The 14048-nt window shown below is 67.3% G+C and carries 16 protein-coding genes; all 16 read left to right on the forward strand.

What is annotated here, in order from left to right; genetic code table 11:
• Window positions 1–258 precede the first annotated feature (258 nt).
• Window positions 259–597 carry a hypothetical protein gene (locus tag HOY44_RS17650; RefSeq protein ID WP_040884445.1) on the forward strand — a complete coding sequence of 113 codons (339 nt, stop codon included), beginning with the start codon at window positions 259–261 and terminating at the stop codon, window positions 595–597.
• A complete protein-coding gene (locus HOY44_RS17655) occupies window positions 509–1891 on the forward strand; it encodes a DNA-packaging protein (RefSeq protein WP_287436530.1) in 1383 nt (460 codons plus the stop codon). The genes HOY44_RS17650 and HOY44_RS17655 overlap by 89 nt, the downstream gene beginning before the upstream one ends.
• 172 nt (window positions 1892–2063) lie before the next feature.
• Window positions 2064–3260 carry a phage portal protein gene (locus HOY44_RS17660; RefSeq protein WP_287436532.1) on the forward strand — a complete coding sequence of 399 codons (1197 nt, stop codon included), beginning with the start codon at window positions 2064–2066 and terminating at the stop codon, window positions 3258–3260.
• The gene (locus HOY44_RS17665; protein WP_287436534.1) at window positions 3253–3858 is read left to right on the forward strand and encodes an HK97 family phage prohead protease; all 606 of its coding nucleotides are present in this window, start codon (window positions 3253–3255) and stop codon (window positions 3856–3858) included. Before HOY44_RS17660 ends, HOY44_RS17665 begins: the two co-directional genes overlap by 8 nt.
• Complete coding sequence (locus HOY44_RS17670) at window positions 3855–5057, forward strand: phage major capsid protein (RefSeq protein ID WP_008329388.1); 1203 nt, start codon at window positions 3855–3857, stop codon at window positions 5055–5057. Before HOY44_RS17665 ends, HOY44_RS17670 begins: the two co-directional genes overlap by 4 nt.
• A gap of 156 nt (window positions 5058–5213) precedes the next feature.
• Complete coding sequence (locus HOY44_RS17675) at window positions 5214–5807, forward strand: head-tail connector protein (protein WP_008329386.1); 594 nt, start codon at window positions 5214–5216, stop codon at window positions 5805–5807.
• A complete protein-coding gene (locus HOY44_RS17680) occupies window positions 5804–6142 on the forward strand; it encodes a phage head closure protein (protein WP_008329384.1) in 339 nt (112 codons plus the stop codon). Before HOY44_RS17675 ends, HOY44_RS17680 begins: the two co-directional genes overlap by 4 nt.
• Window positions 6139–6549 (forward strand): DUF3168 domain-containing protein, encoded by a 411-nt coding sequence (locus tag HOY44_RS17685; protein WP_287436538.1) that lies wholly within the window; start codon window positions 6139–6141, stop codon window positions 6547–6549. Before HOY44_RS17680 ends, HOY44_RS17685 begins: the two co-directional genes overlap by 4 nt.
• Before the next feature lie 23 nt (window positions 6550–6572).
• Window positions 6573–6986, forward strand: coding sequence for a phage major tail protein, TP901-1 family (locus HOY44_RS17690; protein WP_138424047.1), 414 nt, complete (start codon window positions 6573–6575; stop codon window positions 6984–6986).
• Window position 6987: 1 nt separating this feature from the next.
• Window positions 6988–7302, forward strand: coding sequence for a gene transfer agent family protein (locus HOY44_RS17695; protein ID WP_287436541.1), 315 nt, complete (start codon window positions 6988–6990; stop codon window positions 7300–7302).
• Window positions 7299–7517 carry a rcc01693 family protein gene (locus HOY44_RS17700; protein WP_287436543.1) on the forward strand — a complete coding sequence of 73 codons (219 nt, stop codon included), beginning with the start codon at window positions 7299–7301 and terminating at the stop codon, window positions 7515–7517. Before HOY44_RS17695 ends, HOY44_RS17700 begins: the two co-directional genes overlap by 4 nt.
• Window positions 7504–8163, forward strand: coding sequence for an RcGTA-type gene transfer agent tail tape measure protein (locus HOY44_RS17705; RefSeq protein WP_287436545.1), 660 nt, complete (start codon window positions 7504–7506; stop codon window positions 8161–8163). Before HOY44_RS17700 ends, HOY44_RS17705 begins: the two co-directional genes overlap by 14 nt.
• A gap of 10 nt (window positions 8164–8173) precedes the next feature.
• Window positions 8174–8806: a phage distal tail protein, Rcc01695 family gene (locus HOY44_RS17710; protein ID WP_287436547.1), complete on the forward strand. Its 633-nt coding sequence runs from the start codon at window positions 8174–8176 to the stop codon at window positions 8804–8806.
• Window positions 8806–9693, forward strand: coding sequence for a phage/gene transfer agent baseplate hub protein (locus HOY44_RS17715; protein ID WP_287436549.1), 888 nt, complete (start codon window positions 8806–8808; stop codon window positions 9691–9693). The genes HOY44_RS17710 and HOY44_RS17715 overlap by 1 nt, the downstream gene beginning before the upstream one ends.
• Window positions 9690–10112: an NlpC/P60 family protein gene (locus HOY44_RS17720; protein WP_287436551.1), complete on the forward strand. Its 423-nt coding sequence runs from the start codon at window positions 9690–9692 to the stop codon at window positions 10110–10112. Before HOY44_RS17715 ends, HOY44_RS17720 begins: the two co-directional genes overlap by 4 nt.
• 3 nt (window positions 10113–10115) lie before the next feature.
• A complete protein-coding gene (locus HOY44_RS17725) occupies window positions 10116–14045 on the forward strand; it encodes a baseplate multidomain protein megatron (protein ID WP_287436553.1) in 3930 nt (1309 codons plus the stop codon).
• Window positions 14046–14048 lie beyond the last annotated feature (3 nt).

Below are 14048 nucleotides of genomic sequence, written 5' to 3' on the forward strand. Positions count from 1 at the left end.
CGCAGGAGCGCGGGCTTGGGAAGGGAAAGCACGGGGATGGGTCAGGCGGTCGGCGGATTTGGTGTCCGAACGCGGGTTTTCGCCGATATGTGCCTGATTGTCGGCGATTTTCCGGGCGCGAAACCGGCGTCGGGGAGAGAATCACTTGTATACGTCCTAATTCGCCGTGCGGCGGGTTTCCCCAAGCGTCACCCGAATTCGCCAGACTGCCGGTCCAGAGCGCAACCGACCGAACCTGCGCCGATGCCGGAGCCGTCCATGACCGACGACAATACGCGATATGTGCCAGACCCGGACGATCCGTCCGACCCGGTTGCGATCCACAAGATCGCGTCGGATCAGTTCGCGCGGGCGCTGAAAACGATGAACGACCTGACCGAAGCGTTGAAGACGGGCGAGGTGACGGCGGCCAACGACACGGTGGACTGGTCGAAGTTGCTGACCAAGGCGGCGGTTGCGCTGCGCGATGAAAGCGCCCGTCTCGATGCCCTGTTCAAGGATACCGCCGATGACCTTTCCGAAATCGACCTCGACAAGGTCCGAACCGACCTTCAACGCCAACTGGCTCGCATCGCTGACTCCCTCGAAACAGATTGAGTTTCTGGAGACGTTGAACGACGCGGCGCTGGTGGCTTTGCCTTACGTGTTCGAGTTCTGGGCGCTGGATCATCAGCTGCCGCCCGAAGGGGATTGGCGCACCTGGGTCATCCTGGGCGGGCGCGGTGCGGGCAAGACGCGCGCCGGGGCCGAATGGGTGCGCGCGCAGGTCGAGGGGCCTGCGCCCCTGTCGCCGGGACGGGCCGGGCGCGTGGCCCTGATCGGCGAGACCTTCGATCAGGTGCGCGACGTGATGGTGTTCGGCGACAGCGGGATCGTGGCCTGCGCGCCGCCCGACCGCCGCCCGGCGTGGGAAGCGACGAAACGGCGGCTCGTGTGGCCGAACGGCGCGACCGCGACGGCCTTTTCCGCCTCGGAACCCGAGGGGCTGCGTGGGCCGCAGTTCGATGCCGCCTGGGCCGACGAATTGGCGAAGTGGAAAAAGGTCGATGACGCCTGGGACATGCTGCAATTCGCGCTCAGGCTGGGGGACCATCCCCGGCAGGTCGTTACGACCACGCCGCGCGACGTGCCGATTCTGCGGCGCCTGCTCACCCTGTCCTCGACCGTGACGACCCATGCGCCGACGGCGGCGAACCGGGCCAATCTGGCGAAAAGCTTTCTGGAAGAGATCGAGGCCCGCTATGGCGGCACCCGGCTGGGGCGGCAGGAGTTGGAGGGCGTTCTGCTCGACGACCGCGAGGGGGCGTTCTGGTCGACGGCGATGCTGGAGGATTGCCGGATCGACGGGCCGCCGCCGCTGTCGCGGATCGTGGTCGCGGTGGACCCGCCTGTCACGGGTCACGCGGGATCGGACGAATGCGGGATCGTGGTGGCCGGGGCTGTGACCGAGGGCGCACCGGGCGCGTGGCGCGCGGTGGTGCTGGAAGACGCGAGCGTGAAGGCCGCGAAGCCCATCGACTGGGCGCGCGCCGCGCTGGACGCGATGGAGCGATATGGCGCGGACCGGCTGGTGGCCGAGGTCAATCAGGGCGGCGATCTGGTCGAGACGGTGATCCGCCAGATCGACCCGCTGGTGCCCTTTCGCGGCGTGCGGGCGGCCAAGGGCAAGTCGGCGCGGGCCGAACCCGTGGCCGCGCTGTATGAGCAGGGGCGCGTGTCGCATCTGCGGGGTCTGGGCGATCTCGAGGACCAGATGTGCCTGATGACGGTGCAGGGCTTCGAGGGCAAAGGCAGCCCGGACCGGGTGGATGCGCTGGTCTGGGCGCTGACCGATCTTGTCGTCGAACCGGGCGCGAAATGGCGGCGGCCGCAGGTGCGTACGCTGCTTTAAACCCTTCTTTAACCCTTTCTGCGAGGGTGTCCAAAGTCGGAATTCGCCGACGTCGCGCCGGGTAAGGTGCTGATCTTAAAAGGGAACGATCCGCCGCGACAGGGCAAGCGCCCCACGCGGACGGGACAGATGTGCGGGCAAGGCCCGCGAACGGAACGAGGAGCACGCGCCGATGGCGGTATTCGATTTCCTGAAGAAGGGCCCGGTTGCGCCCGCCGAGACCAAGGCTTCGGCCACCGGTCCTGTGATCGCCTATCGCGGCTCGGGCCGCGTCGTCTGGGGCCCGCGCGACACCGTGAACCTGACGAAAAACGGCTTCACCGGGAACCCGGTCGGCTTTCGCGCGGTCAAGCTGATCGCGGAAGCCGCCGCTGCCCTGCCGCTCGTGCTTCAGGACACGTTCCAACGCTACGAGACGCACCCGGTGCTCGATCTGGTGACCCGGCCGAACCCGGCGCAGGGCCGCGCCGAGCTGCTGGAGGCGCTGTTCGGTCAGGTGCTGTTGTCCGGCAACGGCTATGTCGAGGCGGTGGGCGGCGACGAAGGCGTGCCGATGGAATTGCATGTGCTGCGCTCGGACCGCATGAGCCTCGTCCCCGGCGCCGATGGCTGGCCGGTGGCCTATGACTACACCGTGGGCGCGCGCAAACACCGGTTCAACATCGGCGAGGGCCTGTCGCCCATCTGCCATGTGCGCACGTTCCACCCGCAGGACGATCACTACGGCCTGTCCCCGATGCAGGCGGCGGCGAGTGCGCTGGACGTGCACAACTCGGCCACCGCCTGGTCCAAGGCGCTGCTCGACAATGCCGCGCGGCCTTCGGGCGCAATCGTGTATTCGGGCAGTGACGGGCAGGGGACGCTGACCCCGGATCAATACGACCGGCTGCTGAACGAAATGGAAGCGCATCACATCGGCGCGCGCAATGCCGGGCGTCCGATGCTGCTGGAAGGCGGGCTCGACTGGAAGCCGATGGGGTTCAGCCCGTCGGACATGGAATTCCAGAAGACCAAGGAGGCCGCCGCGCGTGAGATCGCGACCGCTTTCGGCGTGCCGCCCATGCTGCTAGGCATCCCCGGCGATGCGACCTTTGCGAATTATCAGGAGGCGAACCGGGCGTTCTACCGACTGACGGTGCTGCCGCTCGCCTCCAAGGTCGCCGCGACCCTGTCGCATTGGCTGTCGGGCTTCGCGGGCGAAACCGTGACGCTGAAACCCGACCTCGACCAGGTGCCCGCGCTTGCCGCCGAGCGCGACCAGCAATGGGCGCGGGTGACGCAGGCCGATTTCCTGACGAACGACGAGAAACGCAGCCTTCTGGGTCTGCCGCCGCTCACACCCCCCACCGAGGAGACCGAGGATGAGTGATTATCACATGCCGTTCTGGTTGGAGCACAAGTTCGTCGCCCTTGGCGAGACGCAGGAGGTCACCGACGGCATCGCCATCGAAGGCTACGCGAGTTTCTTCGGCGAGGCCGACCGGGGTGGCGATATCGTGCAGAAGGGGGCCTATGCCGCCTGTCTGACGGCGCTCGCCCGCGACGGTGGGCACGTCAAGATGCTCTGGCAGCACGACCCGGCCCAGCCCATCGGGGTCTGGGACGAGGTGCGCGAGGATGCGCGCGGGCTTTACGTCAAGGGCCGCATTCTGACCGACGTCGCCAAAGGGCGCGAGGCGGCGAGACTGATCGAGGCCGGGGCCATCGACGGTCTGTCCATCGGCTATCGCACCGTGAAGGCGGCGAAGAACGACCGGGGCCAACGGCTCCTCACCGAACTGGAGCTTTGGGAAGTGTCTCTTGTGACCTTCCCCATGCTGCCCAGTGCGCGGGTCGGGGCCAAGGGCGATGCGCCCGAGGATGCCGGCTTTCGCCAACTGGCGCACATCATCGACGATGCGCGCCTGATGCTGACCCGGCACGGCTCGGGCGGCGATCACACCCTCTCTCGCAACAGGACCGAATGATGACGAAAGAGACCAAGGCGCACGCGCCGTCGGACATGCCGCAGACGGCGGGCCCGGCTGGGGAGGTGAAGACCGCCCTGACGCGTTTCGTGAGCGAAATCAGGTCGTTCAACGACGACATTGAGACCAGACTTCAACAACAGGAAGAGCGACTGACCATGCTGGATCGTAAATCCCTTTCCCCCGCGCGCCCGGTTCTGTCCCGGACCGCCGACACCGAGGCCCCGCACCAGAAAGCCTTCGAGGCCTACGTGCGTTCGGGTGACGACGATGCCCTGCGCGGTATCGTGATCGAAGAGAAAAGCCTGTCGACCGCCGTTGCGGGCGATGGCGGCTATCTGGTCGACCCCAAGACGGCGGACGTGATCCAGAGCGTGCTGCGTTCGAACGCCTCGCTGCGCGCCGTGGCCAACGTGGTGAACGTCGAGTCCACGTCCTATGACGTGCTGATCGACCACGGCGACCTCGGCTCCGGCTGGGCGACCGAGACCGATCCGTCGTCCGAGACCGCGACGCCGAGCATCGAGCGCATCACCATCCCGCTGCACGAGCTTTCGGCGCTGCCCAAGGCGTCGCAGCGGCTGCTGGACGACAGCGCCTTCGACATCGAAACCTGGCTGGCCAGCCGGATCGCGGACAAGTTCGCGCGCGCCGAAGCGGCGGCCTTCGTTTCGGGCGACGGGGTGGACAAGCCCACCGGCTTCCTCACCCACCCGACGGTGGACGAGGATGTCTGGACCTGGGGCAACATCGGCTATGTCGTGTCCGGCGCGGACGGCACGTTCAACGGGATCGACCCGGCGGATTGCCTGTTCGATCTGATCTACGCGCTGGATGCCGAATACCGCGCGGGCGCGTCCTTCGTGATGAACTCCAAGACCGCGGGCGCGGTGCGCAAGCTCAAGGATGCCGATGGCCGGTTCCTGTGGTCCGACGGTCTGGCCGCCGAGGCGCCTGCGCGTCTTGCGGGTTATCCGGTGCTGATCGTCGAGGACATGCCGGACATCGCCTCGGGCTCCATGTCCATTGCCTTCGGGGATTTCCACGCGGGCTATACCGTGGCCGAACGCCCCGACACCCGCATCCTGCGCGACCCGTTCTCGGCCAAGCCGCATGTGCTGTTCTATGCGACCAAGCGCGTGGGCGGCGACGTGAGCGATTTCGCCGCGATCAAGCTGCTCAAATTCGCGACCTCGTAAGTCAGCGGACCGTCGCATCCGTCCGGACCGGGCGGGTGCGGCGACGGGCGCGCGCCCGAACCTCCTTGCCGTCCTGCTGCTCCCCCTCCGTCCGGGCGGCTTGGAAGGCGCGCGCCCTACCATCGATGCGAGGGGCCCGAATTTCGGAGTAAATCCATGATGCTAGTCGAGCAGACCACGATCGAGAGCAGCGCCCTGCCGGTCTGGGCGTTCAAGGAGCACCTTCGGCTCGGCACAGGGTTCGCCGACGACGACGTGCAGGAAAGCGTGCTCGGGTCCTACCTGCGGGCGGCCATTGCGGCGATCGAGGCGCGCACGACCAAGGCGACGCTGACGCGGGCCTTCGCGTTCACGACGACCGCATGGCGCGACCTCGCCTCCCAGACGCTGCCCATCGCGCCGGTCTCGGCGATCAATGCGCTGACCATCGTCGACCGTTACGGCGACGAAGAGGTGGTCGATCCGGCGCGCTACACGCTCGTGCCCGACACGCATCGGCCCCGGCTGGTGTCCACAGGGTTCCTGCTGCCGCCGATCCCGGTGAACGGCAAGGCGTTGATTTCGTTCGACGCCGGGTTCGGCCCGACCTGGGGCGACCTGCCGGGCGATCTGTGCCACGCGATCATCCTGTTGGCGGCCCAGTATTACGAGGATCGCGCAGATCCCGCCGCCGACCGTTTGCCGAGCGACGTGACCGCGCTGACCGAACGCTACCGCGACCTGCGTATCTTCGGCGGGGGGCGGGCATGAAGGCGCCGGTTCTCAATCGCAGGCTCACGCTGGAAGAGCCGGTCGACGTGGCCGACGGGGCCGGAGGCTTCACCCGCACCTGGGTCGAGCTCGGCGCGCTCTGGGCGAATATCAAGGCGGGCACCGGGCGCGAACGTGCGGTCGAAAGTATGACCGCCTCCACGATCTCGTGGAAAATCACGGTGCGCGCCGCCCCGCATGGGTCGCCCTCGCGCCCCAAGCCGGAGCAGCGGTTCCGGGCCGGAGCGCGGCTTTTCCGTATCGTCGCGGTGGCCGAGGCGGATCATTCCGCACGGTACCTGACCTGCTTCGCGCAAGAGGAGGTGTCGGTATGAGCTATGGCACGGCGCTGGCGCTGCAACAGGCGATTTATCAAAGGCTTACGGCGGACAGTTCACTCGCGTCCCTCGTGGGGACCGCGATCTATGATGCGGTGCCGCCGGGACTGACCGGGGTGACCTACGTGGCGCTCGGACCCGAAGACGTGCGCGATGCGGCGGATGGGTCGGACCACGGCGCGCTGCACGAGGTGACGATCTCGGTCGTCTCGGATGCCGCCGGTTTCACCACGGCGAAACAGGTCGCGGCGGCGGTGTCCGACGCGCTTGTCGATGCCTCGCTGATCCTGTCGCGGGGCACGCTCGTCTCGCTCAATTTCCACCGTGCCCGGGCGCGCCGGGTGCAGGACGCCGACATGCGGCGCATCGATCTGCGCTTTCGGGCGCGGGTCGAAGATAGCTGACCTCACACCAACGGAGACCCGTCATGACCGCACAGAACGGCAAAGACCTACTCATCAAGATCGACATGGACGACACCGGTAACTTCTCGACCCTCGCGGGCCTGCGGGCCACACGGATCAGCCTGAACGCCGAAAGCGTCGATGTCACCTCGCTCGAAAGCCAGGGCGGCTGGCGCGAGCTTCTGGGCGGCGCGGGGGTGAAATCCGCGTCGATCGCCGGATCGGGCATCTTCAAGGATGACGCGACCGATGCCCGCGCGCGCCAGATCTTCTTCGACGGGGAGGTGCCTGATTTTCAGGTGATCGTCCCCGACTTCGGCATCCTTCAGGGCGCTTTCATGATTACCGGCATCGAATATGCCGGGAGCCACAACGGCGAGGCGACGTTCGAGATGTCGATGGCCTCGGCGGGCGAACTTAGCTTCACGGCGCTCTGACATGGCCAATCCGTGGACGGGTGAGGTGGCGCTGACCATCGACGGGGAGCGGCGCGTGCTCAAGCTGACGCTTGGGGCGCTCGCGGAACTCGAAGAGCGGCTGGGGGCGGACAGCCTTCTGGCCCTTGTCGAGCGGTTCGAGGGCGGGCGGTTTTCGGCACGCGACGTGATCGCGGTGCTGGTCGCCGGCCTGCGCGGTGGCGGACACGGGGCGATGGATCTTGCCGCCGCCGAGATCGCGGGTGGCCCGATGGAGGCCGCCCGCGTGGCCGGGCAACTCATCCTGCGCGCCTTCAGCCTGCCGGAGGTGGAATGAGCGGCTTCGACTGGTCCGGCCTGATGCGGCTGGGGATGCGCGGGCTGGGCCTGCGCCCCCATGAGTTCTGGACGCTCACGCCCGCCGAACTCACGCTGATGCTGGGCCGGGACGGGGCGGCGGGGCCGCTCGACCGGGCGCGGCTGGAAGATCTGGCGCGGGCTTTTCCCGACACGCCCGCAGATACAGGAGAGATGACCGATGGCGGACATTGAAAGCCTTGATGCATTCGACGATCAGGTGGCGGCGCTGGAAGGCTCGCTTCAGGGGGCGACGGCGCTGACCGCGCATTTCTCGGCCGAGATCGAGCGTGTGGGCGCGACCTTCGACAAGCTCAACACCGATGTGTCGGGCCTGTCGTCCGGCATGACGCGGGGGTTGCGCAAGTCGTTGGACGGGCTGGTCTATGGCTCGATGAATGCCGAACAGGCGCTGCAATCGCTGGGCCGGTCGATGCTGGACACGGTCTATGACGCCGCCGTGTCCCCGCTCGTCAGCCATTTCGGCGGCATTCTGGGGCAGGGGCTGGGCACGGTGATGAACGCCTTTCTGCCCTATGCCAATGGCGGCGCCTTTGCCCAAGGCCGTGTCATGCCCTTTGCCAACGGCGGAATCGTGAACGGCCCGGTGTCTTTTCCCATGCGCGGGGCCACGGGCCTGATGGGCGAGGCGGGGCCGGAGGCGATCATGCCCCTGACCCGTGGCCGCGACGGCAAGCTGGGCGTGCGCGCCGAAGGTGGGCGCAGCGTCCACGTCACTATGAACATCACGACGCCGGATGCGGAGAGTTTCCGCCGCTCGCAGGGGCAGGTCGCAGCGCAGGTGAACCGCATGCTCGGGCGCGGGCGTCGCTATAGCTGAGGAGGGTGCCATGAGTTTCCACGAGGTCAGATTTCCCCCCAACCTGAGCTTCGGCTCGGTCGGTGGGCCGGAGCGGCGCACCGAGGTCGTCACGCTTGCCAACGGGTTCGAAGAGCGCAACACGCCGTGGGCGCACAGCCGCCGCCGCTATGACGCGGGGATGGGGATGCGCTCGCTCGACGATATCGAGGTGCTGATCGCGTTCTTCGAGGCGCGGCGCGGGCAGCTATTCGGGTTCCGCTGGAAGGATTGGTCGGACTTCAAGTCCAGCCTGCCGTCGAAAGACCCGGAGTATCGCGACCAGCGACTTGGTACGGGCGATGGTGAGACGACGGTGTTTCAGGTCGTGAAGACCTATGAGAGCGGGACCAACACCTATGCCCGACCGATCCGCAAGCCGGTGGCGGGCAGCGTCAAGATCGGGCTTGGCGGCGACCCCAAGATCGAGACCATCGACTACACCGTCGATCTGGCCACGGGAGAGGTGACGTTCGTGAACCCGCCCCCCATCGGGGCCGAGGTCACTGCGGGGTTCGAGTTCGACGTGCCGGTGCGCTTCGACACCGACCGCATCCAGACCTCGGTCGCCTCGTTCCAGGCGGGCGACGTGCCGAACGTGCCAGTGGTGGAGGTGCGGGTCTGATGGCATTGACCGAGGACTTTCTGGACCACCTGCAATCCGGGCTGACGACGCTTGCGCGCTGCTGGCTGCTCAGGCGCAAGGATGGCTGGGTGCGTGGATTCACCGATCACGACACCGATGTCGCGTTCGGCGGCGTTGTTTACCGGGCCGATACCGGGCTGACGGCGCACGCAATCATGCAGACCACCGGGCTTGCCATCGACAATACCGAGGCGCTGGGCGCGCTGTCGGATGCCTCGGTCACCGAGGCCGACATTCGCGCGGGCCGCTTCGACGGGGCCAGCGTCGAGGCGTGGCTTGTGAACTGGGCCAACCCGGATGAGCGGCTTTTGCAGTTTCGCGGCGCGCTGGGCGAAATCACGCGCTCCGGCGGTGCGTTCCGGGCCGAGTTGCTGGGGCTGACCGAAACGCTGAACCGCCCGCAGGGTCGGGTCTATCAATCGGCCTGCTCGGCGGTGCTGGGCGACGGGCGCTGCCGCTTCGACACGGACCAGCCGGGGTTTTCCGCGGAGCTGGCGGTGGTCGCCATCGAAGACGATGTGCGTTTCACCCTCGACGGGGCGGGCGAACAGCCGGAGCGGTGGTTCGAGAAGGGGCGGTTTACCGTGCTGGACGGTGGCGCAAAGGGTCTTGTCGGTGTCATCAAGAACGATGGGATCGGGGCCGGGGGCCGGGTGGTCGAACTGTGGCAGGCCTTGCGCGCGCCGATGCGCGTGGGCGACCGCGTTCGGATTGAGGCGGGCTGCGACAAGCGGCACCAGACTTGCCGCGACCGCTTCGACAATATCGTCAATTTCCGGGGCTTCCCCCACATTCCCGGCGAGGATCGGCTGTTGTCGGTCCCGGTGCAGGGGACGACGGTGGATGAAACCGGGGGCGGCAAGTGATCCGGGCCGATGCGCTGGCCGAGGCGCGGACATGGATCGGCACGCCCTATCGTCACCAGGCCTCCTGCAAGGGGGCTGGCACCGATTGTCTGGGCCTCATTCGTGGCATCTGGCGCGCGCTTTACGGGGGGGAGCCGGTGGCGATCCCGCCCTACACGCCCGACTGGTCGGAGCCGTCGCGTGACGAGGTGCTCATGCGCACCGCCACCGCGCTTCTGACCCACGTCGAGCGCCCCGATCCCGGCGACGTTCTGTTGTTCCGGATGCGGGACAAGGGGGTGGCGAAGCACCTCGGCGTGCTCGCGACGTCCGAGACCTTCATCCACGCCTATTCCGGTCACGGGGTTGTCGAAAGCTCGCTTTCCGCCCCGTGGCGCCGCCGCATCGTCGGCACGTTCCGTTTTCCCGAAAGGGGGTAGCATATGGCCACCATCGTTCTGTCCGCCATCGGCGCGGGCCTTGGCGCATCCATCGGCGGCTCGGTTCTGGGCCTGTCCTCGGTCGTGATCGGCCGCGCGGTCGGCGCCATCGCCGGGCGCATGATCGACAACCGCTTGATGAGCACCGGGTCCGAGCCGGTCGAAACCGGCAAGGTCGACCGCCTGCGCATCACCGGCGTCTCCGAGGGCGCGCCCGTGGGTCAGGTCTATGGCCGCTACCGGACGGGCGGTCAGGTGATCTGGTCGGGCAAGGTGCGCGAGAACCGGACCATCACGGATGGCGAGGCGCAGGGGTCGGGCAAGGGCTTCCTCGCCCCCAAGGGGCCGACGGTGACCGAGTATTCCTACTCCGTGTCGCTCGCCATCGCGCTGTGCGAGGGCGAGATCACCCATGTCGGCCGGATCTGGGCGGACGGGAAAGAGGTGAAACCCAAGCACCTGACGATGCGCGTCTATCCGGGGGACGAAGCGCAGATGCCCGACCCGGCGCTCGAGGCCGCGCTGGGCGCGGGCAAGACACCCGCGTTTCGCGGCACCGCCTATGTGGTGATCGAAAACCTCGACATCACGCAATACGGCAACCGCATCCCGGTCTTCAATTTCGAGGTGTTCCGCCCCGAACAGCCCGGCGAGACCCCGGACCTTGCCCGTGGGACCAAGGCGGTCGCGATGATCCCCGGCTGCGGGGAATATGCGCTGGCGACGGATGTGGTGCATTTCGGCGGCGAGCCGGGAAAACGGACGCCCGCGAACAAGCACACACCGCTGGGCAAACCGGATTTCGAGGCGTCTCTCGCGATGCTGGAGGGCGAATTGCCCAACTGCGAGTCCGTGTCGCTGGTCGTCTCATGGTTCGGCACCGACCTGCGCGCGGACCAGTGCGAGATCGCGCCGCGCGTGGATCAGAAGGACCGGGACGGGATCAAGATGCCGTGGCAGGTGTCGGGGCTGGACCGGGAGGGCGCGTCGCTCGTGCCTTACGACGGGGACCGCGCCGTCTATGGTGGCACGCCCACCGATTTCTCGGTCTATCAGGCGATCACGCGGTTGAAGGAGGCAGGGAAGGCGGTCACGTTCTACCCCTTCATTCTGATGGAGCAGATGGACGGCAATGGGCTGACCGACCCTTGGACGGGTGCGGGCGATCAGCCGCGCCTGCCGTGGCGCGGGCGGATCACCACGTCGAAGGCGCCGGGGCAGGCGGGGTCGCCCGATGGGACGGCAGCGGCGGCGGCCGAGGTTGCGGCGTTCTTCGGCAATGCCCAGCCGCATCACTTCATCCCGGTCGACGGCACGGTGAACTACATCGGCCCCTATGAATGGTCCTATCGCCGGATGATCCTGCACTACGCCACGATCTGCGCGCAGGCGGGCGGGGTCGAGGCCTTCCTGATCGGCTCGGAACTGCGCGGGTTGACCCAGATCCGGGGCGCAGGGAACAGCTTTCCGGTAGTCGAGCAGTTGCAGGCGCTGGCGAATGACGTGCGCCTGATCCTCGGGCCGGGCGTCAAGATCAGCTATGCCGCCGACTGGTCGGAATACTTCGGCTATCACCCGCAGGACGGGTCGGGCGACGTGTTCTTTCACCTCGACGCGCTCTGGTCCGATCCGAACATCGACTTCATCGGCATCGACAACTACATGCCCGTCTCCGACTGGCGCGAGGGCGAGGATCACGCGGACGCGCATTGGGGGTCGGTATACAACCTTAACTACCTGAAATCGAACGTCATGGGGGGCGAGGGGTACGACTGGTATTACCACGCGCCGGAAGCGCGCGAGGTGCAGCTTCGCACCCCGATCACAGACGGGGCGCACAATGAGCCGTGGGTCTGGCGTTACAAGGACATCCGGGGCTGGTGGGAGAACGAGCATCACAACCGGATCGGCGGCGTGCGCCAATCCGCGTCGACCGACTGGGTGGCGGGGTCGAAACCGATCTGGTTCACCGAATACGGCTGCGCGGCCATCGACAAGGGCACGAACGAGCCGAACAAGTTTCTGGACCCGAAAAGCTCGGAAAGCTCGCTACCGCGCTATTCCAACGGCCACCGCGACGACTTCATGCAGATGCAGTATCTGCGGGCGGTGCGCGAGTTCTGGGAAGACCCCGCGAACAATCCCGTGCATCAGCTGACGGGCGTGAAGATGATCGACATGGACCGCGCCCATGTCTGGGCGTGGGATGCGCGCCCCTTCCCATGGTTCCCGAAAAAGCGGGCCGCCTGGGGGGATTGGGAGAACTACGAACGGGGCCATTGGCTGAACGGTCGGGCGTCGAACCGTTCGCTCGCCTCGGTCGTGTCGGAAATCTGCACGCGCTCCGGCGTTACGCATTTCGACGTCTCGCGGCTCTATGGTCTGGTGCGCGGCTACATGGTCGATCAGGTGACCGACGCGCGCACGGCGCTTCAGCCGCTCATGCTGGCCTACGGGTTCGAGGCGGCGGAGCGCGAGGGGGTGCTTGAGTTCTTCACGCGTAAGGGCACGCCTGACGGCACGCTCGACCCGGCGCGGTTCGTGGCGACCGACGAGATCGAGGGCGATCTGGAGTTCTCCCGCGCCCCCGAGGCCGAGATGGTGGGGCGGGTGCGTCTGAACCACACGGAGTCCGAGTCCGCCTATGAGGTGCGGTCGGTCGAGGCGATCTTCCCGGACGAAGAGACGCATTCCGTCTCGTCCTCGGACCTGCCGATGATCCTGACGCAAGCCGAGGCGCGGGGGATCACCGAGCGGTGGCTGGCCGAGGCGCGGGTGGCGCGCGACCGGGCGCGGTTCGCGCTGGCCCCGTCCGACCTGAGCTGGCGGGCGGGCGACGTGGTCGAATTGGAGACCGCCGACGGCACCGGGTATTTCCGCATCGACCATGTCGAACAGGCGGGCGTCCAGATGATTCAGGCGGTGCGGGTCGAACCGGGCGTGCTGACCCCCTCGGACGGAGTCGAGAGCGAGATCGAGCTGGCGGAGTTCACACCTGCCGTGCCGGTCTATCCCGTGTTCCTCGACCTGCCGCTTCTGACCGGGGAGGAGACGCCGCATCTGCCGCGCCTTGCCGTGGCGTCGGACCCGTGGCCGGGGCCGGTGGCGGTGTATTCCTCGGCTTCGGAGAACGGCTATTCGCTCAATCAGGTGATCCGCGCACCGGCCCGGATCGGTGTCACCGAAAGCACGCTGCGCTGGGCACGCCCCGGCCTGATCGACCGGGGGCCGGCCCTGCGCGTGCGGCTGCCGCAGGGCGCGGTGTCGTCGGCGGGTCTGGACGGTATCCTGAGCGGTTCCAACGTCGCGGCGATCGGCTTCGGCGACACGGACGGGTGGGAGGTGTTCCAGTTCTCGGACGCGGTGCTGGTCGAAGAGGACGTGTACGAGCTGTCGGGCCGCCTGCGCGGACAGGTCGGGAGCGACTGGGCGATGCCCGCCGAATGGCCGGTGGGATCGACGGTGGTATTCCTCGACAGCGCGGTGACGCCCCTCAACTTGCCGCTGTCGGCGCGCGGGCTGGAACGGCACTACCGGATCGGACCCGCGTCGGAAACCATCGACGACGAGACCTATGAGCACAGCGTGGTCACCACCTATGGCGTGGGGCTCAGACCCTATACGCCCGCGCATGTTTCCGCGCGGGCATCAGGCGGCGACTACGCGGTCACATGGGTGCGGCGCACGCGGATCGACGGCGATAGCTGGCAGGGGGTCGAGGTGCCGCTGGGCGAGGAAAGCGAATCCTACGTCCTGCGGGTCATCGACGGCGGGTCGGTGAAGCGCGAGGTTGTGGTGACGAGCGCCGCGTGGACCTATTCCGCCGCGATGCATGCGGCGGACGGCGTGACCGCCCCGTTCGAGATCGAGGTCGCGCAGGTGTCGCAAAGCTTCGGGCCGGGGCCGGGGGCACGGATCGTGGTGGGCGGATGATCG

This window comes from Maritimibacter sp. (assembly GCF_016774595.1).
Lineage (GTDB): Bacteria > Pseudomonadota > Alphaproteobacteria > Rhodobacterales > Rhodobacteraceae > Maritimibacter > Maritimibacter alkaliphilus.